Origin of the sequence: Duganella rhizosphaerae, assembly GCF_040364205.1 — a bacterium.
GTDB lineage: Bacteria > Pseudomonadota > Gammaproteobacteria > Burkholderiales > Burkholderiaceae_D > Rugamonas > Rugamonas rhizosphaerae.
Window position 1 is genome coordinate 244,703 of sequence record NZ_BPWK01000008.1, and the last position, 21,619, is coordinate 266,321.

The 21,619-nt window shown below is 65.3% G+C and carries 19 protein-coding genes; 14 read left to right on the forward strand and 5 right to left on the reverse strand.

Going from position 1 to position 21,619, the window contains the following annotated elements:
• Positions 1–84 precede the first annotated feature (84 nt).
• From RUGAMON1_RS18965 to RUGAMON1_RS18975, 3 genes are all read right to left on the reverse strand, one after another.
• Positions 85–597 carry a PRC-barrel domain-containing protein gene (locus RUGAMON1_RS18965; RefSeq protein WP_445231972.1) on the reverse strand — a complete coding sequence of 171 codons (513 nt, stop codon included), beginning with the start codon at positions 595–597 and terminating at the stop codon, positions 85–87.
• A 140-nt stretch (positions 598–737) separates the two neighbouring features.
• The gene (locus tag RUGAMON1_RS18970; RefSeq protein ID WP_445231973.1) at positions 738–2,216 is read right to left on the reverse strand and encodes a GGDEF domain-containing protein; all 1,479 of its coding nucleotides are present in this window, start codon (positions 2,214–2,216) and stop codon (positions 738–740) included.
• A 51-nt stretch (positions 2,217–2,267) separates the two neighbouring features.
• Positions 2,268–3,638, reverse strand: coding sequence for a short-chain fatty acyl-CoA regulator family protein (locus RUGAMON1_RS18975; RefSeq protein ID WP_445231974.1), 1,371 nt, complete (start codon positions 3,636–3,638; stop codon positions 2,268–2,270).
• A gap of 141 nt (positions 3,639–3,779) precedes the next feature.
• On the opposite strand from RUGAMON1_RS18975, the gene RUGAMON1_RS18980 reads away from it, so the two are divergent.
• The 5 genes from RUGAMON1_RS18980 to mmsB are packed head-to-tail and all read left to right on the forward strand — an operon-like array spanning position 3,780 to position 9,247.
• Positions 3,780–5,282, forward strand: coding sequence for a CoA-acylating methylmalonate-semialdehyde dehydrogenase (locus RUGAMON1_RS18980; RefSeq protein WP_445231975.1), 1,503 nt, complete (start codon positions 3,780–3,782; stop codon positions 5,280–5,282).
• A gap of 5 nt (positions 5,283–5,287) precedes the next feature.
• Positions 5,288–6,448, forward strand: coding sequence for an acyl-CoA dehydrogenase family protein (locus tag RUGAMON1_RS18985; RefSeq protein WP_445231976.1), 1,161 nt, complete (start codon positions 5,288–5,290; stop codon positions 6,446–6,448).
• A complete protein-coding gene (locus RUGAMON1_RS18990; protein ID WP_445231977.1) occupies positions 6,445–7,230 on the forward strand; it encodes an enoyl-CoA hydratase in 786 nt (261 codons plus the stop codon). Before RUGAMON1_RS18985 ends, RUGAMON1_RS18990 begins: the two co-directional genes overlap by 4 nt.
• Positions 7,231–7,240: 10 nt before the next feature.
• Positions 7,241–8,350, forward strand: coding sequence for an enoyl-CoA hydratase/isomerase family protein (locus RUGAMON1_RS18995; protein WP_445231978.1), 1,110 nt, complete (start codon positions 7,241–7,243; stop codon positions 8,348–8,350).
• Positions 8,351–8,362: 12 nt separating this feature from the next.
• Entirely contained in the window at positions 8,363–9,247 is an 885-nt protein-coding gene (gene mmsB / locus RUGAMON1_RS19000; protein WP_445231979.1) for a 3-hydroxyisobutyrate dehydrogenase, read from the forward strand.
• A gap of 49 nt (positions 9,248–9,296) precedes the next feature.
• Here mmsB and RUGAMON1_RS19005 read toward each other — a convergent pair whose 3' ends face one another.
• Both RUGAMON1_RS19005 and RUGAMON1_RS19010 read right to left on the reverse strand, forming a co-directional pair.
• Complete coding sequence (locus RUGAMON1_RS19005) at positions 9,297–10,565, reverse strand: D-amino acid dehydrogenase (protein WP_445231980.1); 1,269 nt, start codon at positions 10,563–10,565, stop codon at positions 9,297–9,299.
• 4 nt (positions 10,566–10,569) lie between these two features.
• On the reverse strand, positions 10,570–11,835 hold the full coding sequence (locus RUGAMON1_RS19010; protein ID WP_445231981.1) for a serine hydrolase domain-containing protein: 1,266 nt from the start codon (positions 11,833–11,835) through the stop codon (positions 10,570–10,572).
• Between the two features lie 150 nt (positions 11,836–11,985).
• Between RUGAMON1_RS19010 and RUGAMON1_RS19015 the strand changes: the two genes are divergently transcribed.
• The 9 genes from RUGAMON1_RS19015 to RUGAMON1_RS19055 all read left to right on the forward strand — a co-directional run bounded on the left by RUGAMON1_RS19015 (position 11,986) and on the right by RUGAMON1_RS19055 (position 21,618).
• Positions 11,986–12,870, forward strand: a complete 885-nt coding sequence (locus RUGAMON1_RS19015; protein ID WP_445231982.1) for an N-acetylmuramic acid 6-phosphate etherase — start codon at positions 11,986–11,988, stop codon at positions 12,868–12,870.
• 25 nt (positions 12,871–12,895) lie between these two features.
• Positions 12,896–13,786 (forward strand): LysR family transcriptional regulator, encoded by an 891-nt coding sequence (locus RUGAMON1_RS19020; protein ID WP_445231983.1) that lies wholly within the window; start codon positions 12,896–12,898, stop codon positions 13,784–13,786.
• Between the two features lie 195 nt (positions 13,787–13,981).
• Positions 13,982–16,747: a TonB-dependent receptor gene (locus RUGAMON1_RS19025; RefSeq protein WP_445231984.1), complete on the forward strand. Its 2,766-nt coding sequence runs from the start codon at positions 13,982–13,984 to the stop codon at positions 16,745–16,747.
• Positions 16,747–17,790: a S66 peptidase family protein gene (locus tag RUGAMON1_RS19030; protein ID WP_445231985.1), complete on the forward strand. Its 1,044-nt coding sequence runs from the start codon at positions 16,747–16,749 to the stop codon at positions 17,788–17,790. Before RUGAMON1_RS19025 ends, RUGAMON1_RS19030 begins: the two co-directional genes overlap by 1 nt.
• 82 nt (positions 17,791–17,872) lie before the next feature.
• Positions 17,873–18,349: a helix-turn-helix domain-containing protein gene (locus RUGAMON1_RS19035; RefSeq protein ID WP_445231986.1), complete on the forward strand. Its 477-nt coding sequence runs from the start codon at positions 17,873–17,875 to the stop codon at positions 18,347–18,349.
• Complete coding sequence (locus RUGAMON1_RS19040; RefSeq protein WP_445231987.1) at positions 18,322–19,020, forward strand: nucleotidyl transferase AbiEii/AbiGii toxin family protein; 699 nt, start codon at positions 18,322–18,324, stop codon at positions 19,018–19,020. Before RUGAMON1_RS19035 ends, RUGAMON1_RS19040 begins: the two co-directional genes overlap by 28 nt.
• 125 nt (positions 19,021–19,145) lie before the next feature.
• On the forward strand, positions 19,146–19,943 hold the full coding sequence (locus tag RUGAMON1_RS19045) for a ferritin-like domain-containing protein (RefSeq protein WP_445231988.1): 798 nt from the start codon (positions 19,146–19,148) through the stop codon (positions 19,941–19,943).
• Positions 19,944–20,026: 83 nt separating this feature from the next.
• Positions 20,027–20,668 carry an aldehyde dehydrogenase iron-sulfur subunit PaoA gene (gene paoA / locus RUGAMON1_RS19050; protein WP_445231989.1) on the forward strand — a complete coding sequence of 214 codons (642 nt, stop codon included), beginning with the start codon at positions 20,027–20,029 and terminating at the stop codon, positions 20,666–20,668.
• Positions 20,665–21,618 (forward strand): FAD binding domain-containing protein, encoded by a 954-nt coding sequence (locus tag RUGAMON1_RS19055; protein ID WP_445231990.1) that lies wholly within the window; start codon positions 20,665–20,667, stop codon positions 21,616–21,618. Before paoA ends, RUGAMON1_RS19055 begins: the two co-directional genes overlap by 4 nt.
• The last annotated feature ends 1 nt before the right edge of the window (position 21,619 follow it).

The following is a 21,619-nucleotide window of genomic DNA, read 5'->3' on the forward strand; positions in this document are numbered from 1 at the left end:
GAGATGCCCGTCAGGCACGCTTGCTATCGCATGCCTTGACGAGCCAATCTGCGCGCGCTGTGGGCCAGCCGCTACATGTTGCGACTACATGTTGCCGCTGCTGCCAGGGGGCGTGCGGCTGGCGCTGGCGCCCGGATCGCTTTGCAGGCTGCCGGTGCCGGTGCCCATCACGCTGCCGCTGGCGGTGCGGGCGCCAGGCGCGTTCTGCTGGGTGCCGTAGAAGTTGTGGATCTGGCTGCTGAACTCGGCGCTGGCCATGTCGGGCCAGTTATCCTTGTTGAAGCCGGGGGCGTTCTTCAGGTGTTCCTTCGACACGTCCAGCAGGAAGCGCTTGTTGGCGGTGTCCAGTTGCAAAGCCTGCCATGGCACGGCGAACAGCTTGTCGCCCATGCCCAGCCAGCCGCCGAACGACAGCACCGCATAGGCAACGTTCCCCTGGCGCATGTCGAGCATGATTTCCTTGATGTCGCCCAGGTCTTCGTCCTGGAGGTTGTAGACGTCTTCACCGATCAGTGTGTCGGCGCCCATCAGCCGAGGGCCGGGGCCGTCCGTAGTGTCGCTGTAAATGCCGTAGGTATCGCGGTCTAAGTAGCTCATGGTGGTCTCCAGATGGTGAGTAAGGTCCCGCGTTCGATAACGCGGTGACAGAACTCATCATGCGTTGAGTGCGATGACACAGGTATAGGTGCGCAAGCAGTGTGGATGTAGGACAGGGATGAGTTCCTGGGGAACCAAACTCAGGCCGCCACATCCGCTTGCGCCACCACCCGGTTGCGGCCGTCGCGCTTGGCACGGTAGAGCGCCTGGTCGCTGCGCTCTATCCACGCTTCATGCCCCGTGTCCTCCGGGTTGAACAGCGCAATGCCGACGCTGACCGTGAAGTGGAAGACGCCGTGCTCGCCGGCCACGGGCGCCGCCGCCACGCGGGTCCGCAGGCGTTCGGCAAACAAATATGCCCCTTCGGCATCGGCCTGCGGCAGGATGACGACGAATTCCTCGCCGCCGTAGCGGCAGGCGCAATCGATCTCGCGCGACAGCGCCCGGATCGCCGCCGCCAGCACCCGGATCGCTTCATCGCCGACCGGATGGCCGTGGCGGTCGTTGATCTGTTTGAAATGGTCGATGTCTATCATCACCAGTGCCGCCTGCGACCCGAGCCGCAGGGAGCGCTGCCATTCCGCCGCGATGCGCTCGTCCGCCACGCGGCGGTTGTGCAGCCCGGTCAGGCTGTCGGTGCCGGCCAGCATGTACAGGCGCTGGTTGGCATGGCGCAAGTCGGCCAGCAGCTGGTTGGTCAGCGTTTGCCAGTGGACGAACATGTGGTAGCCGAACACCGCGATAAACACGACAATCAGCGCAAACACCCAGTAGAACGCCCAGGTCGTATCGCGCGCCACCTCGAGCGCGCGCGCCAGCGCCGCCGGAATGCCGGCCGCCTGCACCAGCAGCAGATTGTCGGCCAATTGCAGCGTCACGAAGCCGTAGATCAGCACGCCGATCGTCACACAGCCCAGCAGCCGCAGCACGGAGCCGCGCGGATCGCGGCTGGCCTCCACCAGCAATTGCGGCCGCTGTTGCTGCCAGCGCTCGAGGTGCGGCCACATCAACACCATCACGGGTGCGCACAGGAACACGCTTTGCAGGAAGCCGCCCAGCCACCAGCCCTGCCAGATCGGCAGCAAGGCAGTGGAGTCGATACGGTTGGTGTAGCACCAGACCAGCGCGCCGCTGGAGCTGAAAATCGCCCCGACGAACGACAACTGCACGTAGAACAGCAGCGCGCCCACGCTGATCAAATGCCGGCTGACGGCGATCGCCCGGTAACCCAGCGCCATGACCGCGAAGCCGAGCGGATTGGCGGCGCTGAACATCAGCGCCCAGAGCAGGGGCATGCCACCGTACAGCGCCAGCGTCAAGGTCGCCAGATACGCGGGGATGGCGCCCCACCACCAGCCGCAGGTAAGCGTCCACAGCAGGCAGATCAGCAGCGGCGGATAGACGGTGATATACAGCTCGACCCCACCCAGCTGCACCGGCAGGCCGGACCATTTGTAGATGACCGAAGCCAATCCCAGCCCGATGCTGGCGGCCAGCGACAGCAGCCACAGCGCCGCTATCGACAGCCGTTCATGCCGTTCGCCGTGCAGCAACAGCCGCCGCAGCGACACCGCGCGCGCCATTTGGGGAAGTTCCGAAGGCGGCTGACTATGTCTCATGGAGAAATCCTAGTTGCATACAGGATTGTAGCCCGAGGCAATGTCGATGCGCTACGGCAGTCGGGCTGCGGCGGGTTTTTGTCGCAAAATGGACGGAAACGCCCGTTGCGGACAGTCGTTGCGCTCGCAGACTTTGCAGCCGTTGCCGATCGGCGTGGCAACGTCGGGATTGGCCAGGTCCAGGCCTTTGGCATACACCATGCGCTGCGCCTGGCTGATATCGCAGCCCAGCGCGATGGCAAACGATTTACCCGGCGCCATGAATCCGGCCGGACCGCTGCTGACCTGGCGCGCGATCCACAGATGGGTACTGCCATCCGGCATGCGCGCCACCTGCCGCAGCACCTGGCCCGGCAGGCTGAACGCCTCGTACACCACCCACAGCGGGCAAGTCCCACCCGCGCGGGAGAAGTGGAAGGCCGCCGCCGACTGCCGTTTGGAAATATTCCCGGCCCGGTCCACGCGCACGAAAAACACCGGCAAGCCGGCAAATCCGGGGCGCTGCATCGTGCTGAGCCGGTGGCAAACCGCCTCGAAGCTGACGCCGAACTGTCCCGCCAGCAACTCGATATCGTAGCCGCAGGCCTCGGCCGCCGCCAGAAAGCGCCGGTAGGGCAGCCGCACCGCGCCCGCAAAGTAATTCGACAGCGCCAGCCGCGCGCCATCCCGCACGGCCTCGCTGGAGAACGACGCGGCGCCCAGCAAGCACTCGATCGCCTCCGCCTGTTCCAGCAATCCCAGTTGAGCGGCCATCTGAAACGCCCGCTGGCCCTCGCTGATCGACTCGGGCAGCCAAAGTAGTTTTTGATCTAGATCATATTGCCGCCGCGCCGCCGGTAATCCGGTCTGATGCGCAGCCAGCACCGTCACGCCGTGCCGCTCGGCCAGGCGACGCTGCAAGGCGGCCGCGCTGGCGTCCAGGACCAGCTCGGCGGCCTGGTCGAGCTCATCGATATAGTTCTGGCGTTGATTGAGATAATCGCGCACCTCCTCATCCACCGACAGCGGCGCCACGCTGATGCCGCGGTTGCCGTCGTCGAACTGCGATTCCAGCGCCGCCGCGCGTCCGGCCACCATGCGGTAGCGGCTTTGCATCTGCACGATGGCGCGCGCCACGCCCGGCATGTTCTCGACCAGCGTCTTCAGCTCCGCCAGCGAGGTATCGGCATCCGGCAGCTCGCTGAAGGCATCGCGCAGGTCGGCCACCAGCCCGGCGCTGTCGTGTTCCGAGAAGATCTGCGGATCCACGCCCAGCACCGCGCCCACCCGCAGCAGGATGGACACGGTCAGCGGCCGCTGATTGCGCTCGATCTGGTTCAGGTAGCTGGGCGAGATGTCCAGCAACTTGGCCAGCGCGGCCTGGGTCAGCTTGCGTTCCTCCCGCAGCCGCTGCAAACGCACTCCCATGAAAACCTTAGACATCTTCGCAACCTTCGCAAAATTCCGGCATCAACTTCACAATTCCTCGCATTTTTACGTCTTTACGCTCGTTTCGGATAAGCGAATAATGCAAACAATTAGCAAAAAGTGCAAGTATCTCAACACACCACCTGGAGACTGACGATGACCACAGCTATTCCCACCGTACCCTTGCTGATCAATGGCGAATGGGTCGAATCCCGCAGCACCGTTTGGCGCGACGTCGTCAACCCCGCCACCCAGGAAGTGCTGGCCCGCGTGCCGTTCGCCACCGTCGATGAAGTGGCGCAGGCGGTCTCCGCCGGCCAGCGCGCCTTCAAGACCTGGCGCAAGACGCCGATCGGCGCGCGCGCCCGCATCTTCCTCAAATACCAGCAGCTGATCCGCGAAAACATGGCCGAGCTGGCCGCGACGTTGACCGCCGAACAGGGCAAGACCCTGCTGGACGCCGAGGGCGACATCTTCCGCGGCCTGGAGGTGGTCGAACACGCCGCCAACATCGGCTCGCTGCAAATGGGCGAGTTCGCGCAGAACGTGGCCGGCGGCGTCGACACCTACAGCGTGCTGCAACCGCTGGGCGTGTGCGCCGGCATCACGCCGTTCAACTTCCCGGCCATGATTCCGCTGTGGATGTTCCCGATGGCCATCGCCTGCGGCAATACCTTCGTCCTCAAGCCTTCCGAGCAGGATCCGCTGGTGACGGTGAAGCTGGTCAAGCTGGCGCTGGAAGCCGGCATCCCGGCCGGCGTGCTGAACGTGGTGCACGGCGGCGAAGAAGTCGTCAACGCGCTGTGCGACCATCCCGATATCCGCGCGGTTTCCTTCGTCGGCTCCAGTCACGTCGGCAAGCACGTCTATGAGCGCGCCACGCTGTCCGGCAAGCGCGCGCAATGCATGATGGGCGCCAAGAACCACGCCGTCGTGCTGCCGGACGCGAACAAGGAACAAACCCTGAACCAGCTGCTGGGCGCAGGCTTCGGCGCCGCCGGCCAACGCTGCATGGCGGCCTCCGTCGCCGTGCTTGTCGGCGCAGCGCGCGAATGGCTGCCTGAGCTGGTGCAAAAAGCCGGCGCGCTGTCGGTCGGCGCCGGCAAGAACAACCCCGACCTCGGCCCGGTCATCTCCTGCGCCGCCAAGGAACGCGTGCTGGCGCTGATCGGCAAGGGCCTGGAGCAGGGCGCCCACCTGGCGCTGGACGGCCGCGCCATCAAGGTCGATGGCTACCCGAACGGCAACTTCATCGGCCCGACCATCCTGTCCGGCGTCAAGCCCGGCATGGCGGTGTATGACCAGGAAATCTTCGGACCGGTGCTGATCGTCGTCGAGGCCGACACGCTGGACGACGCCATCGCCCTGGTCAACGCCAACCCGAACGGCAACGGCACCGCGCTGTTCACGCAAAGCGGCGCCGCCGCCCGCAAGTTCCAGGAAGACATCGACGTCGGCCAGGTCGGCATCAACGTGCCGATTCCGGTGCCGGTTCCGCTGTTCAGCTTTACCGGCTCGCGCGGCTCCAAGCTGGGCGACCTGGGCCCGTACGGCAAGCAAGTGGTGCTGTTCTACACCCAGACCCAGACCATCACCCAGCGCTGGTTCGCGGATGCGGCGTCGGTCGGCCAGGTCAACACCACCATCAGCCTGAAGTAATGAGCATGGACTTTGCGCTCAACGAAGAGCAGCAAGCCTTCCAGCAGGCGGCGCGCGAGTTCGCCGAGGGCGAGCTCACGCCCAACGCCGCCCGCTGGGACGCCGACGGCCACTTCTGCCGCGACACGCTGGCCAAGGCGGGAGAACTCGGCTTCTGCGGGCTGTACACGCCGCAGCACCTCGGCGGGCTCGGCCTGTCGCGACTGGATGCGTCCATCGTCTTCGAAGAGCTGGCCGCCGGCTGCACCTCCACCACCGCCTATCTGTCGATCCACAACATGGCGACCTGGATGGTGGCGCGCTGGGGCGGACAGGCGGTGTGCGAGCAGTGGGTGCCGCGCCTCGCCAGCGGCCAGGCCTTGGCCAGCTACTGCCTGACCGAAGCACAAGCCGGCTCGGACGCGGCCTCGCTGCGCACCCGCGCCGAGCGCCAGGGTGACCGCTATCTGCTCAACGGCAGCAAGGCCTTCATCTCCGGCGCCGGCAGCACCGACCTGCTGGTGGTGATGGCCCGCACCGGCATGGATGGCGCCTCCGGCATATCCGCCTTCGCGGTCCCGGCCGACACGCCCGGCATCAGCTTCGGCAAGAACGAAGAAAAGATGGGCTGGAAAAGCCAGCCCACCTGCGCCATCCACTTCGACAACGTGGCGATCCCGGCCGCCAACCTGCTCGGCGAGCCCGGCCAGGGCTTCGCCATCGCGATGAAGGGACTGGACGGCGGCCGCATCAACATCGCCGCCTGTTCGGTCGGCACGGCGCAGGCGGCGCTGGCAAGGGCCGGCGATTATCTGAAGGAACGCATCCAGTTCGGCCGCGAACTGGCGCAGTTCCAGGCGTTGCAATTCAAGCTGGCCGACATGGTGACCGAGCTGGTCGCCGCGCGCCAGATGGTGCGGCTGGCCGCGTGGAAGCTGGACCAGGAAAGTCCGGACGCCAGCGTCTACTGCGCCATGGCCAAGCGCTTCGCCACCGACGCCGGCTTCGCCGTCGCCAACGAAGCGCTGCAACTGCACGGTGGCTACGGCTACATCCGCGAGTATCCGCTGGAGCGCCACGTGCGCGACACGCGGGTGCATCAAATCCTCGAAGGTACCAATGAAATCATGCGTCTCATCGTCGGCAGGGCTATCCTGCGCGAAGGCGCCACGGAGAACATCAAATGAACAAGACCTACGCAAACCTGCAAGTGGAACGGCGCCAGCACACGGCCGTCGTCACGCTCGACAACCCGCCGGCCCACACGTGGACGCTGGAAAGCCTGGCGGCACTGGCCGAACTGGTGGCCGACCTGAACGCCGAGCGCGACATCTACGCGCTGGTGATCACCGGCGGCGGCGCCAAGTTTTTCTCGGCCGGCGCCGACCTGAAACTGTTCGCCGACGGCGACAAGGCCGTGGCGCGCGCGATGGCGCAGCGCTTCGGCCAGGCGTTCGAGGCGCTGTCCGGCTTCCGCGGCGTCAGCATCGCCGCCATCAACGGCTACGCCATGGGTGGCGGGCTGGAGTGTGCATTGGCCTGCGACATTCGCATCGCCGAAGAACATGCACAAATGGCCTTGCCGGAAGCGGCGGTCGGCCTGCTGCCGTGCGCCGGCGGCACGCAACAACTGTCGTGGCTGGTTGGCGAAGGCTGGGCCAAGCGCATGATACTGTGCGGCGAGCGTATCGACGCGCAGCGCGCGCTGGCGATCGGCCTGGTCGAAGAAGTGGTCGCCACCGGCGGCGCCTTGGATGCGGCACTGGCCCTGGCCGAAAAATCGTGGCGCCAGAGTCCGAGCAGCGTCACCGCTTGCAAGGCGCTGATCCAGGGGGCGCGCAGCCTGCCGCCGCAGCACATGCTGCCGCAGGAACGCGAACGCTTTGTCGATCTGTTCGACACGCAGGATCAGAAAGAGGGCGTGCAAGCCTTCCTGGAAAAACGTGCCGCGCGGTGGCGCAATGCGTGATACGGCCACCATGGAAAATGCACCGGCCGTATTGCTCGAAGCGCGCGCGGCGACCAACGGCAAGCGCATCGGCGTCGCCACGCTGAACGCCCCGGCGTCGCTGCACGCGCTGACGTTGAACATGATACGCATGCTCTACATCGCCTTGCAGGACTGGGCCAAGGACGATGCGATCGCCTGCGTCGTGCTGCAATCGAGCACCGACAAGGCCTTCTGCGCCGGTGGCGACGTGCGCACGCTGCGCAACGCCATCCTGGCCGAGCCCGGCGCCATGCCCAACCAGCAGGCGCAGGCGTTCTTCAGCGAGGAATACCGGCTCGATCATCTGATCCACACCTATCCAAAACCTTTGGTGGCCTGGGGTGGCGGCATCGTCATGGGCGGCGGGCTGGGCTTGCTGGCCGGCGCCAGCCACCGCGTGGTCACGCCGACCACCCGCATCGCCATGCCGGAAATTACCATCGGCCTGTTCCCGGACGTCGGCGGCAGCTGGTTCCTGCCGCGCATGCCGGGCCGCAGCGGCTTGTTCCTCGGCCTCACCGGCGCCTCGCTGAACGCGCATGACGCGCTGTTCACCAGGCTGGGCGACTACTTCCTGCCGCAGGAACAACGCGCGAACATGGTTGAAGCCTTGTGCGCCGCCGAATGGAACGCCGATCCCGCCGTGGTGGTGGACCGGCTGCTGCGCTCGCTGAGCCTGGCGCCGGCATCGCTGCCGGTGTCCGAGCTACGCCAGAACTGGGATACCATCACGGCGATGACCGACAGCCGTGAGTTGAGCGAGGTCGTGGCCGCCATCACCAGCTACCAGGGCGATTCGGTCTGGCTGCAGCGCGCTGCGGCGGCGCTGGCGAAAGGCGCGCCATCGTCGGTGGCGCTGGTGTGGGAACTGCAGCGGCGCAGCCGCCACCTCAGCCTGGCCGATGTGTTCCGCCTCGAGCTGGTGGTCGCCCTGCAATGCTGCGCCCATCCGGACTTCGCGGAAGGCGTGCGCGCACTGCTGGTGGAGAAGGACAACGCGCCGCAATGGTCGCCGTCCACGCTGGACGAGGCACAGGCCAGGATTGGTGAGTTCTTCGAGGCGCCGGGTCCGCAGCATCCGTTGGCAGACTTAAACTAACAAGGAGACAAAATGCATATCGCTTTTATCGGACTGGGGAATATGGGCGCGCCGATGGCGCACAACCTGCTGCGCGCGGGCCGCACGGTGTCGGTGTTCGACCTGTCGGCGGCGGCCATGGAGAGCCTGCGCAGCGCGGGCGCGCGCGCCGCCGCGTCGGCCGTCGCAGCGGTGCAGGAGGCGGACGTGGTGATCACCATGCTGCCGGCGGACCGCCATGTACGCGAGCTCTACCTTGGCGAACAAGGCATCCTGGCGCACGCCGCCGCCAACGCGCTGTTCATCGATTGCAGCACCATCGCCGCCGATGCCGCGCGCGAAGTGGCGGCCGCAGCGGCCAAGCTGGGCCTGGCGATGATCGACGCGCCGGTCTCGGGCGGCACCGCCGGCGCGGCTGCCGGCACGCTGACCTTTATCGTCGGTGGCGAGGCCGAAGCGCTGGAGCGCGCCCGCCCCGTTCTGGAGCAAATGGGCAAGAACATCTTCCACGCCGGCGGCCCGGGAGCGGGGCAGGTCGCCAAGATCTGCAACAACATGCTGCTGGGGATACTGATGGCTGGCACAGCGGAAGCGCTGAACCTGGGCGTGTCCCACGGCCTCGATCCGAAAGTGCTGTCGGACATCATGGCCAAAAGTTCGGGCCGCAACTGGGCGCTGGAGCTGTACAACCCGTGGCCCGGCGTGATGGACAATGTGCCGGCCTCGCGCGGCTATACGGGTGGCTTCGGCACCTCGCTGATGCTGAAGGACCTGGGTCTGTCGCAGCAGGCCGCGCAATCGGCGCAGGCCGTCACGCCGCTGGGTAGCCTGGCGCGCCAGCTGTACCAACTGCACCAGCAGCAAGGCCACGGACAGGAAGATTTTTCCAGCATCCTGCGTCTGTTCCAACACCGCTAACCCGTCGTTCCCGCGCAGGCGGGAACCCATGCTGAGCCGGCTGGGCTACTCAGTATGGATTCCCGCGTGCGCGGGAATGACGGGCACGCAGCGTCAGCTCATCCAGCGCGATAGGCGATGCCGCGCCGCGCAGCATGCCTGCCAGCAGGGTGGCCGTGCCGCAGGCAAAAGTAAATCCCAGCGGGCCGTGCCCAACGTTCAGCCACAGATTGCCATAGCGCGTGGCGCCGATGATGGGCGCGCTGCTCGGCGTGGCCGGCCGCAAGCCCGCCCACGCATCGGCCCGGTCGTAATCGGCCGCGTCCGGCATCGCTTCCTTGGCCAGCCGCACCAGGCCTTGCACGCGCCGCTGATTGATGCGCGTGTCCGCGCCCACCATGTCCACCATTGCCGCCACGCGCAGTTGCGAGCCGATGCGCGCGTACAAAACCTTGCGTTCAAAGTCGGTGACGCTGATTTCGGGCGCCACGTCGCCGGCGCGGATCGGCGCCGTCAAGCTGTAGCCTTTGAGCGGATACAAGGGCAGATAAATGCCGGCGCTCGCCGCCAGGTCCCGGCTCTGGATGCCGGCGGCCAGCACGTAATGGTCGGCCCGCAACGGACCGCCGGCGGTGCACAACCAGGCCACTTTGCCGCGATCGGTACGTATCCCGGTCACATCGCGACGCAGCACGCCTTTGAAACTGGGATGGCTTTGCAAGCGCTGCATCAGCCTCACACAAAACGCGTGACAGTCCGCCACCGCCTCGCCGGGATTGAAGATGCCGCCCGCCAGATCGCCCTGCAGGGCCGCCAACGCGGGTTCGCGCAGCGCCGTGGCGGCCGGCGTCAGCACGTCGGCGTCGGCGGCGGCCAACGCGGCCGCATGCTCGAACAGCTGCGCGCTGCGATACACCACCAGCTTGCCCGCATCGCGCCAGGCGAAATCGGACAGCGGCACTTGCAGCGACAGCTCATGCATCGCATTGCGGCTCAGGGCGCCAAGTTGCAGCAACGTCGCCGTGGTGCGGCGGTTGGCGGCGGCATTACAGTTGCCGAGGAATTGCGCAATCCAGCGCCACTGCCGCCAGTCAGCCTCGGGCCGGAAGCGCAGCGGACCGTCCGGCTGAAACAGCCACCGCAAGGCCTTCAAAGGCACGCCGGCATCGGCCAGCGGCGACACGTAGCGATAGCTGAGCTGCCCGCCGTTGCGATAGCTGGCCATGCTGCCAACCTCGGCCTCGCGCTCGACCAGCGTCACGCGGTAGCCGGCCTCGGCCAGCCACCATGCCGAAGTCAAGCCCACCACGCCGCCGCCGATGACGATCACCTCGCTCATCGCGTCACCGGCCCAGGATGACGTGACGATACAGCGCCGTCAGGATGCGCTCCTCGCTGCGCGTCATCGCCGAGTAGCGGCCGGGATTGCTGTCCGGGTCGGCGCCGGTGCCGCCGATCAGCGAGACCATGCCGTTGCCGCGCTGAAGATCGACCACGAAGGTGGAAATCAAACCGTACGCCTCGCCCAGATGGCCGGCCGCGCTGAAGCCGCCGCCCTCGACCAGGCGGTTGTCGTCGAAGCGCTGGCTGCCCAAACCCCAGCTGTGATACAGACCGCGATAGGTGTCGCCGTTGCTGCCGTTGTGCTTCCACTGCTGGCTGAACATCAGCGCCACCGATTCGGGCTGAAGGATCTGGCGGTCCTGATAGCGGCCGCCGTTGGTCAGCATCACCATAATCTTGCCCATGTCGGCGGCCGAGATGCGCAGGCCGCCCGTCGGGCTGAACAGCGTGCCGTTGCTGCCGATGACGTAGCCGGCGATGCCTGCGGGCGGCGCCGGCGGCCGCGCGCCGTAGTCGTCCACCTGCGCGACCCAGGGGCCGTCGGGATGCCACACCTCGGTATCGACGGTGCGCTTGCGGTACAGCGTCGCCACGTTGTCGATTTCCGTGGCGGAGAACTCGGACGGATTGTAGCCGCCGCGCAGGCCCATCGGTTCCAGCAACAGCCGCTTCATCAGCCGGTCGAAGCGCTCGCCGCTGACTTTCTCCATGATGGTGCCGATCACGCCCCAGTTCAGGTTGGTGTACGTGAAATAGCCGCCCGGACCGTGGTCGCCGGCCCACATGCCGGCCGCGCCGCTGGTCAGCCGGTCGCGGATGGCGACGTCCGCGCCCCAGAAGTAGCCAGCCTCGTCGCGCAAGGACGAAGTATGCGTCAACAACATGCGCAAGGTGATCGCCTGTTCGGGGAAGTGCGGATTGCGCAGCGCATAGCCGAGATACCGGCTCACGTCCGTATCCAGTTCCAGCTGGTGCTGTTCGATCAGCCGCATCACGCCGAAGGTGGTCATCATCTTGGAGACCGAAGCGATGCGGTACATCGTGTCGGCATTGGCCGGCGCGGCCGCCGGGCCGATGCGGCGCTGGCCGGTTTGATATTGGTACTGCACCTTGCCGCCGCGCACAGCCAGCACCGACAGGCTGGCCAGCGGCATCGCCTGGTCGGCGGCGATGGCGGCCAGTTCCTGGTCCAGCGAGGCTGCCATGCCGCCGCTGGCGCCAGCCATCAGCAACATCCCCATCAAGGCCTGCATTTCACGTTTCATGTTGGCCCAAAAAATAGACTCGATGGACAAGAATACTGCGCGCGGAGGCCGCCTGCCAATGAAAACCGGCTCTTGCCGTATAACTTTTCGGAATGCCTGCCCGGCAAGCTTTCATGACTGCGCGGCGGGGTTCGAGCTTACACTTTCAACATGCTCAAAACCGAAACCCCCAGTCAGGAACATGCCGGCCTGGACCAGTATCCGGTGGCCGCGCTGGTCGATACGCTGATCGCCGACCAGCTCAACGCCGTCGCCGCGGTGCGCGCCGCAGCCGACGTGATCGCCGCCGCGGTCGAGGCGGCGGTACCGCGCATCGGCGCCGGTGGACGGCTGATCTACGTCGGCGCCGGCACTTCCGGCCGGCTCGGCGTGCTGGACGGGGTGGAGTTGCACCCGACGTTTTCGTGGCCGCATGAGCGCGCCTTGTCGCTGCTGGCCGGCGGCAAGGGCGCCATGTTCCAGGCGGTGGAGGGCGCGGAGGACGACGGCAAGCAAGGCTTTCTCGACCTGGCGGCCTTGCTGCCGCAGCCCGACGACGTGGTGATTCTGCTGGCCGCCTCCGGCAGCACGCCCTATGTACTGGGCGCGCTGGACGCCGCCCGCACCGCCGGCGCGCTCACCATCGGCATCGCCAACAACGTCGATGCGCCGGTGGCGGCGCGGGCCGAGTTCGGCATCACGCTCGATACCGGGCCGGAAGTCATCTCCGGCAGCACGCGCCTGAAGGCCGGCACCTCGCAGAAGATCGTGCTCAACACCATCTCCAGCGCCATCATGGTGCGGCTGCACAAGGTCCACGGCAACCTGATGGTCGACATGAAGGCCTCCAACGCCAAGCTGCTGCGGCGCGCCGTGGCGCTGACCATGCACGCCACCGGCGCCGACGAAGCCAGCGCGCACTTCGCGCTGGAGCAATGCGACTACCACGTCAAGGCGGCCATCGTGGTGCTGCTGCGCCGGATCCCGGTGGCGCGGGCGCGCGCGCTGCTCGACCAAAGCGAGGGCAGCGTCCGGGCGGCACTCCTGCTACAGTAGCGCATCGTCATAGCGAAAGAGGAAGATGCGGCTGCGTCACATAGAAGTTTTTCACGCGATCATGCAAGTCGGCACCATCAGCGGCGCCGCCCAGGTGCTGCACATCTCGCAGCCGGCCGTCACCAAAGTCCTGCAGCATTGCGAACTGCAGCTGGGCATGCCGCTGTTCGAGCGCGTGCGCGGCAAGCTGTATCCCAAGCCGGAGGCGCACCGCCTGTTCGCCGAAACCGAAAAACTGAACCGCGACCTGCAAGGCATACGCCGCTTGGCGGCCAGCCTAAAGGGCCGCGCGGTGGAGACCATCCGCCTGGTGTCGACGCCGACCCTGGCCGCCAGCGTGCTGCCGCAGGCGATGAGCAACTGGCGCCGCGCCTTCGCCGACACCCGCTGCGAACTGGCGACCCACCACACCAGCGAAATCGTCAACACCCTGCGGCTGGGCGAGGCCGATCTCGGCCTGTCGCTGCAAGACCCGCGCCATCCCGGCATCGTCGCCGAGCCGATCGCGCAGGGCGTGATGACGGTGATCGCGCCGCTCGGCCGCTGGTCCGCCGCGCAGACCGCGCAGCCGTTCACCGCACCGGCGCTGGAAGGCGAGCTGATCGGCTATGCCGACAACGATCCGCTCGGCGACCAGGTGCTGGCGGCCTGCGAGGCCCAAGGCATCACGCCGCATTTCCACACCGTCGTGCAGACCTACCAGATCGCCCGTTCGCTGGTTGAGGCCGGCGGCGGCATGGCGGTGGTCGATCCCTTCACCGCCGCATCCGGCCGCGGACGCCTGCAAAGCCGGCCGTGGGCGCCGGAAATCACTATCCAGCTGTATCTGCTGACGCCGGCCCATGCGCCGCTGTCCCACGGCGCCAGCCAGCTGGCCGCCAGCATCGCCGAGGCCGCCGGCGACTTGATCTCCTAGCCTTTATTCCAGGGAAATGTGGTTTAAAAGCTACAAATGCCTTTCCTGAAAGTTCGCGCCGCTGGCATGCTGCTGGGGAGAGCGCGACTTCATGACTAAAAGTTATAGCGGCAAAAGCTAATTTCATTGGCTGGTCAAGGAAGCAAGGCGCTAATCTGGAAAAATAAGAATTCAGATTCACCACAGGGAGAGACCGTGAAGGTTAAAAAACTGGCGCATATGATTGCGCTGATGGGCGTGTTCGCCCCGGCAGCGGGTCCGGTGTTCGCGCAGGACGGCACGGCCGTCATGCAGCGCGTGGAAATTACCGGCAGTAGCATCAAGCGGCTGGCGAAGGAGGGCGCGTTGCCGGTCCAGGTGATCAACTACGACACCATCGAAAAATCCGGCATCACCAGCACCGAGCAGCTGATCCGCAGCCTGTCCGCCAACGGCACCGGCGCCGACAACATGACTTCCGGGAACAACGTCTTCGGCGCCGACGCCGACCGCGTCAGCGGCGGCGCCTCGTATGCGTCCTTGCGCGGACTCGGCCCCAACAGCACGCTGGTGCTGTTGAACGGCCGCCGCATCGCCACCTTCGGCGCCAGCGCCAAGTCGGTCGACCTGAACGCGATACCGCTGGGGGCGATCCAGCGCGTCGAGATATTGAAGGACGGCGCCTCGGCCATCTACGGCACCGACGCCATCGGCGGCGTCATCAACTTCATCTTGCGCACCGATTACCACGGTCTCGAAGTCTCGCTCAACGACAACTTCACCCAGCATGGCGGCGGCGCCAACCGTCGGCTGTCGCTGTTGGGCGGCATCGGCTCCCTGCAGAAGGAGGGCTTTAACGTCATGGGCAGCGTCACCTATGACAATAACGAAAAGCTCAGCTCGCGCGACCGTGCCTTCGCCAACGGCTTCCAGCCGGCACGCGGCCTGTCGCCGGACACCACCGGCACGCCGTACGCCAACCAGCTGACCGGCGCCGGCACCGCGCTGGGCACCGGTTTCAAGCGGCCGGGCGATCCCACCACCTATCTGCAGGCGAATCCCCTGAGTTTCCAGGGCAAGTGCGATTCCATCCCCGGCATGTCGCAGTACCAGACCGCGCTGTGGAAGGACGTCACGGCGGCGACCCGCAGCACCTATTCCTGCGCCTACGATTACGGCGCCGACTACATCATCAGCATCCCGGTCGAGCGCCTGAACGCGGTCTCGCGCGGCACGCTGCAAATCAGTCCCGAGCACAAGCTGTTTGTCGAAGCGCTGTACGGCCACAACAAGGCCACCTCGGAATTGACCCCGCTGCAGATCTCGACCTCTCTGGCCAACGGCAATGCCTATCCGGTCGGTGGCGCGTACTACCAGGACCTGTCGGCCTTCATTCCGACTTTCGACAAGACCAAGCCCATCATCTACAAGTGGCGCGCCAACCCGTGGGGCAACCGCACGCAGGAGAACGTCACCGACAATGCCCGCTTGCTGATCGGCGCGGAAGGCGTATTGCTCGGCAAGTGGGATTACCGCGCCGGCCTGTCGCACGGCGAGAGCAAGACCAAGACCGCGCTAACCGACGGCTACGGCTATACCAGCAAGATCTACTCGGCGCTGGGCAGCGGCATCATCAATCCGTGGCTGACCGCCGGCCAGACGCAGACGCCGGAAGCGATGCAGCTGGTGGAATCGACCAAGTTCCGTGGCGCTTTCCAGCACGGGAAAACCAGCTTGACCCAGCTCGATGGCAATCTGTCCGGTGAAGTCTGGCAGCTGCCGGCCGGACCGGTGTCGATGGCGGTGGGCTTCGACCTGCGCCGCGAAGGCTACAACTTCGCCCAGGATGTCGACGCCACGCAGATCCTGCTGTCGCCCGGGAACGCCGCGTTGAACGAGGCCACCCGCGACATCAAGGCGGTCTACACCGAGCTGATTGTTCCGATCACCAAGGAACTGGAAACCCAGCTGGCCTTGCGCCGCGACCACTACAGCGTCTTCGGCTCGACCACCAATCCGAAGATCTCGTTCCGCTACCAGCCGAACGGCATGCTGGTGTTCCGCGGCTCGGCCAACAAGGGCTTCCTGGCGCCGAGCTTCACGCAGCTGTATTCAGGCCGGCTGTCGCAGGAACTGCCGAACGGCACCATCGATCCCGTCTTCTGCCCGACCCACCCTGGCGATCCGGCCTTCTGCGCCATCGCGCGCCTACCGTACTTCAGCGGCGGCAACCCGAGCCTGAAACCGGAAACGTCGAAGCAGGGCAGCCTGGGCATGGTGATCGAGCCGGTGCGCGGCTATTCGGCGTCGATCGACTACTGGGCCATCAACTCGCAGAACCGCATCCTGAACCGCACGCCGCAAATCGTGCTGGCCAACGCCGCGCTGCTGTCGCAGAACATCATCCGCAACCCGGATAACACCATCGCCTACGTCAACGCCGGCTGGATCAACGCGGCCGGCACCAAGACGCGCGGCGCCGACCTGAGCCTGCGCGGCGAGGGCAAGCTCGACAGCTATAAGTGGGCCTTCAACCTGGACGGCACTTATACCCAGAGCTTCAAGTTCGCCGAGATCGAAGGCCAGCCGTACCAGGAATACGTCGGCAACTTCTACACCCGCGACCTGTACCTGCGCTGGAAGCACAACGCCAGCCTGAGCCTGTCGCGCGGCGACTGGAGCGGCATGCTGATCCAGAGCTACAGCTCCGGCTACAAGGACCAGTTGCCCGACGGCGGCAAGGCGGCGCCGCCACCGGGCTTCAACCCGAACGTGAAGGCCTACACCAAGTACGACTTGTCGGCGACGTACACCGGCTTCAAGAACCTGACGATCACGCTCGGCATCCAGAACCTGCTCGATACCGATCCACCGTTCACCGCACACAACGTGGATGAAGTGGTGGGCGCGGGCTGGGATCCAAGGGTGGCCGACCCGCGTGGACGGGCGCTCAACGTATTGCTCAAGTACACGTTCCTGTAATGTCCGCAGACCACGGCCGGCGGCGGTTCGGTCATTTGCTGGCCGCCGCCGCGTTGGGGACGGGCGCGGCAGTGGCCACGGCCACCGCCACCGCCGCGCCGGTCGCGAGAAAAGCCATGCGCCTGATAAAGCCGCGCCGTTTGCAGCCAGGCGACCTGGTCGGCCTGATCGCACCCGGCGGCCACACCAACGATGCGGCGCTGGCCCAGGCGGTCGCGAACATCGAATCGCTGGGCTTGCGGGTGCGCTTGGGTGACAACATCCACTACGTCTACGGCAACTACGCCGGCACGGTCGAACAACGACTGGCGGATTTGTACGCGATGTTCCTCGATCCCGAGATCAAGGCAGTATGGGCGGTGCGCGGCGGCTCGGGTTGCATCTCGCTGCTGGAGCATATCGACTACCGGCTGATCCGTGCGCATCCGAAAGTGTTGATCGGCTATTCCGACATCACCTGTCTGCACCTGGCCCTGCTCAAGCAGGCGGGGCTGGTGACGTTCCACGGGCCGGTGGCCACCTCCACGTTTTCCGACTACTCGGTGGAGCAGCTGCGCAACGTGCTGATGGTGCCGCAAGCGAACTACACGATCGCGATGAGCGCCGACAATCCACCGCCGCGTACCGTGCATGGAGGCGTGGCGACCGGACGACTGATCGGCGGCAACCTGTCGCTGGTCAGCGCGCTGGCCGGCACGCCGTACGCGGCCGATTTCAAGAACGCCATCCTGTACCTGGAAGAAGTCAACGAAGAACCCTACCGCATCGACCGCATGATGACCCAGCTCCAGCTCAGCCAGGGCTACCGCCACGCCGCCGCCGTCGTGCTGGGCATCTTTGAAAACTGCGAAGGCGTGGAGGGCGAAAGCGCGCTGTCACTGGAAGATACCGTCAACCAGCACCTGCTGCCGCTGCGCCGGCCAGCCGTGGCCGGCTACTCCTTCGGCCACATCCGCCACCAGTTCACGCTCCCCGTCGGCCTGCGCGCCAGGCTGGACACAGAGCTGCAGACGCTGACATTGCTGGAGCCGGCTGTCAGTTAGGAATCTAATGTTGTCCTTTCCTTGGCATGTCCGCAATCAGCACTATAATGTTAAATATACTTAACATTAATTGGCGACCCACATGAACTTGGCGCAGATCGGCAGCGAAATTCAGAGCAAACGGATTCAGGCTGGCCTGCTGCAGGAGCATGTGGCCAAACTCTCCGGACTTTCCCGTGTGACCATCAATCAGCTGGAAAACGGAACCTTGAAGGACCTCGGCTATTCCAAACTAAAGGCTGTGTTGGATATTTTGGGCCTTGATATGGAGACCGTGCGGCCCACCGGACCGAAAAGCGCGCTTGCTGTAGCCGCGCGCAGTGTCAGTACCAGCTACCGCGACGTGGTCACGCCCGATATGCTATCGGTGATGCTGCGCTCCGGCGAGGCACCGGAGCAATTTCATCCGCATTTGATGGCTTTACTCGATGAAACACCCTTATCGGTCGTAGTAAAAGCGATCGGCGAGGCTGCCACACCCGAGGTGCCTGCAAAGAAAATCATGAAGAACCTAAACCTCTGGGCTAAGCAATGGAAAGTTTGCCGAATGGTCTGGTAATGGCCAATGCGCCGGGAATTCCTCACACTTGGGAAGTGTTGTTTTCGCACGCGGTGACACTCATCGGCGAGATCGCCAAGCATGGACGCACGGATCCATTCTGGACCATGGGCGGAGGCACTGTGCTCATGCTTCGATACGGTCACCGCTTCAGCAAGGACATCGACATCTTCGTGCCCGATCCTCAATCGCTGGGTTTCGTCACACCCCGCCTGAGCGACGTCGCCGAATCGATTACAAACGACTACGCGGAAGGGGCCAGCTATGTGAAGCTTTTTCTTCCGGAAGGCGAAATCGACTTTGTGGCCGCGCCCAATCTAACGGTACCGGGGTTCGAAGTAGAGACGATCCTCGGGCGCCAGGTCAGAGTGGAGATCTCGGTTGAAATCATCGCGAAAAAAATGTGGCATCGAGGCGATCGCATTACGGGGCGCGATATCTTCGACTTTGCGCTGATCGCCGAGCGTGAACCCGAGCTGTTGATGTCCGCCCGTAAATTCATAACCAAGCATGCAGCCGCGGTGTTTCAGCAGCTCGATGATCGATGCGCGCAGTTGAAACAACAGTTCGATGCAATTGACACCCTCAATTTCCACCCAACCTTTGAGCAGGCTAGCCGCACGCTGAAAAATTCGCTGACATCGATGCTCGATACACAGGCTCCGCAATAGTCCGCACAGACTACCGCCCCTTTGTCAGCTGTCAACTAGGTGCACAAGCCATGCCGAACTGATACACCTCGCATCAAGGCGGGGATTTGTTACACTGCGTCCTTTTTCAAGCTTCAAGGAACAGCATGCCCACCCCAACCGAGTTGCGCGCCTATGCGCTGCATTGCCTGCTAGAGAACGATCCCGGCGCCAAAGTGGCTGCGGTCGCGGCGATGGCGGCGGCATCGCTCGCAGGCGAGTGCGGGCTGGAGCCGGCGGGCGCCATCGTGCCGTCCGGCGCCATTCCGGGGCGGCCGGCCAAGCCTGACCTGGTGCCGCCGCTGTCGGTGGGACGGCGCTCCATGGTGACGGTGGAGGGCAGGGCCATGCTGATCCACGCGCTGGCCCACATCGAGTTCAACGCCGTCAACCTGGCGCTCGATGCGCTGTGGCGCTTCCCGGATCTGCCGCAGGAGTACTACATCGACTGGCTGCGCGTGTCCGCCGAGGAGGCGACCCATTTCGCGATGCTGGCAGCCCACCTGCAAACCCTCGGTTACCAGTACGGCGATTTTCCTGCCCACGACAGCCTGTGGGAAATGGTCGGCAAGACCACCGAAGACGTGCTGGCCCGCATGGCGCTGGTGCCGCGCACGCTTGAAGCGCGCGGGCTGGATGCGATTCCGCCGCTGCGCGCCAAGCTGGCGCAGGCGGGTGACCGCTCCGCCGCCGCCATCCTCGACATCATCCTGCGCGACGAGGTCGGCCATGTGGAAATCGGCAACCGCTGGTACAACTACCTGTGCCAGCAACGCGGCCTGGAGCCGCGCGCCACCTATGCCGAACTGGCCGTCCGCTACAAGGCGCCGACACCGCGCGGCCCGTTCAACATCGAGGCGCGCCTGAAAGCCGGGTTTACCGAGGAAGAAGTGCGCGATTTGTAGCGCTAATGTGGGCAAACGAACATTGTTCCCATGGAAAACGTTTACCATGGAGGTCGCCGATACCAGCCCAAGGATGCGACCCCATGAACGATTTCAGCGACATCAACCACGCGAGGCGCGATCTGATGATCGCAGGCGCCTTGTCCGCCACGGCCGTTGCGGTGCCGCCCATGGCAAGCGCCCAGCCGGCCATGGTGCCGAATCCGGACCCGTATATTGCCAAAGTCAACATCCAGGTCAACGGCAAGGCCGAGCGCCTGAGTCTTGATACCCGCACCACGCTGCTCGACGCCCTGCGCGAGCACCTGCACCTGACCGGCACCAAGAAAGGCTGTGACCACGGCCAATGTGGTGCCTGCACCGTCATCGTCGACGGCCGCCGCATCAATTCCTGCCTGACGTTGGCGGTGATGCACGACGGCGCCAAAGTCACCACCATCGAAGGCCTGGGCAACCAGGACAAGCTGCACCCGATGCAGGCCGCCTTCATCAAACACGACGGCTACCAATGCGGCTACTGTACGCCGGGACAGATATGTTCAGCCGTATCGGCGCTGGAGGAAATCAAACAGGGCATACCGAGCCACGTCAGCGCGGACCTGAACGCGCGGCCGCTGCTCAGCGCCGCCGAACTGCGCGAACGCATGAGCGGCAACATTTGCCGCTGCGGCGCCTATTCCAACATCATCGACGCCATCACCGAAGTCGCCGGGAGGGCCGCATGAAGGTCTTCAGCTATCAACGCGCACAATCGCCTGCGGAGGCCGCTGCAGCCGCGCTCCGCGTACCGGGCGCCAGGTTCATCGCCGGCGGCACCAATCTGCTCGACCTGATGAAGCTGGAAATCGAAACGCCGGCCCACCTGATCGACGTCAACGGCCTCGGGCTGGACAAGATCGAAGCCACCTCCGACGGCGGCCTGCGCATCGGCGCGCTGGTGCGCAACACCGACCTGGCTGCCGACGCCCGCGTGCGGCGAGATTTCGGCGTGCTGTCGCGCGCCTTGCTGGCCGGCGCGTCCGCGCAGCTGCGCAACAAGGCCACCACCGGCGGCAACCTGCTGCAGCGCACCCGCTGCCCGTACTTTTACGACACCAACCAGCCGTGCAACAAGCGCGCGCCAGGCAGCGGCTGTTCAGCCATCGGCGGCTACAGTCGCAACCACGCGGTGCTGGGCGTCAGCGCGTCCTGCATCGCCACCCATCCCAGCGACATGGCGGTGGCCATGCACCTGCTCGACGCCAGCGTGGAGACGGTGCGCCCGGACGGCTCGGCACGCACCATTCCGATCGCCGATTTCCACCGGCTGCCGGGTACCACGCCGCATATCGAGCACGCGCTGATGCCGGGCGAACTGATCACCGCCGTGACGTTGCCGAAGCCGCTGGGCGGCGTGCACATCTACCGCAAGGTGCGTGACCGCGCATCGTATGCGTTCGCGCTGATCTCGGTGGCGGCCATTGTCCAGCCGGATGGCACGGGCAGGGTGGCGTTGGGCGGTGTGGCGCACAAGCCCTGGCGCATGCCGGCGGCGGACGCGACCATGCCTCGAGGCGCCAAGGCGGTTGCCGAGCAGTTGCTGGCCGGCGCCAAAACCACGGCAGACAATGCCTTCAAGATCACCCTGGTCCAGCGCACGCTCGGTGCGGTGCTGGCGGCAGCGAAGAAAGGCTGAC

Coding starts and splice junctions, on each gene's coding strand:
- RUGAMON1_RS19035 (WP_445231986.1), top strand. CDS start 17,873: ATGAACTTGGCGCAGATCGGCAGCGAAATTCAGAGCAAACGGATTCAG.
- mmsB (WP_445231979.1), top strand. CDS start 8,363: ATGCATATCGCTTTTATCGGACTGGGGAATATGGGCGCGCCGATGGCG.
- RUGAMON1_RS19015 (WP_445231982.1), top strand. CDS start 11,986: ATGCTCAAAACCGAAACCCCCAGTCAGGAACATGCCGGCCTGGACCAG.
- RUGAMON1_RS19055 (WP_445231990.1), top strand. CDS start 20,665: ATGAAGGTCTTCAGCTATCAACGCGCACAATCGCCTGCGGAGGCCGCT.
- RUGAMON1_RS19005 (WP_445231980.1), bottom strand. CDS start 10,565: ATGAGCGAGGTGATCGTCATCGGCGGCGGCGTGGTGGGCTTGACTTCG.
- paoA (WP_445231989.1), top strand. CDS start 20,027: ATGAACGATTTCAGCGACATCAACCACGCGAGGCGCGATCTGATGATC.
- RUGAMON1_RS18985 (WP_445231976.1), top strand. CDS start 5,288: ATGGACTTTGCGCTCAACGAAGAGCAGCAAGCCTTCCAGCAGGCGGCG.
- RUGAMON1_RS19045 (WP_445231988.1), top strand. CDS start 19,146: ATGCCCACCCCAACCGAGTTGCGCGCCTATGCGCTGCATTGCCTGCTA.
- RUGAMON1_RS19010 (WP_445231981.1), bottom strand. CDS start 11,835: ATGAAACGTGAAATGCAGGCCTTGATGGGGATGTTGCTGATGGCTGGC.
- RUGAMON1_RS18995 (WP_445231978.1), top strand. CDS start 7,241: ATGGAAAATGCACCGGCCGTATTGCTCGAAGCGCGCGCGGCGACCAAC.
- RUGAMON1_RS19040 (WP_445231987.1), top strand. CDS start 18,322: ATGGAAAGTTTGCCGAATGGTCTGGTAATGGCCAATGCGCCGGGAATT.
- RUGAMON1_RS19030 (WP_445231985.1), top strand. CDS start 16,747: ATGTCCGCAGACCACGGCCGGCGGCGGTTCGGTCATTTGCTGGCCGCC.
- RUGAMON1_RS18990 (WP_445231977.1), top strand. CDS start 6,445: ATGAACAAGACCTACGCAAACCTGCAAGTGGAACGGCGCCAGCACACG.
- RUGAMON1_RS19020 (WP_445231983.1), top strand. CDS start 12,896: ATGCGGCTGCGTCACATAGAAGTTTTTCACGCGATCATGCAAGTCGGC.
- RUGAMON1_RS18965 (WP_445231972.1), bottom strand. CDS start 597: ATGAGCTACTTAGACCGCGATACCTACGGCATTTACAGCGACACTACG.
- RUGAMON1_RS18970 (WP_445231973.1), bottom strand. CDS start 2,216: ATGAGACATAGTCAGCCGCCTTCGGAACTTCCCCAAATGGCGCGCGCG.
- RUGAMON1_RS18980 (WP_445231975.1), top strand. CDS start 3,780: ATGACCACAGCTATTCCCACCGTACCCTTGCTGATCAATGGCGAATGG.
- RUGAMON1_RS18975 (WP_445231974.1), bottom strand. CDS start 3,638: ATGTCTAAGGTTTTCATGGGAGTGCGTTTGCAGCGGCTGCGGGAGGAA.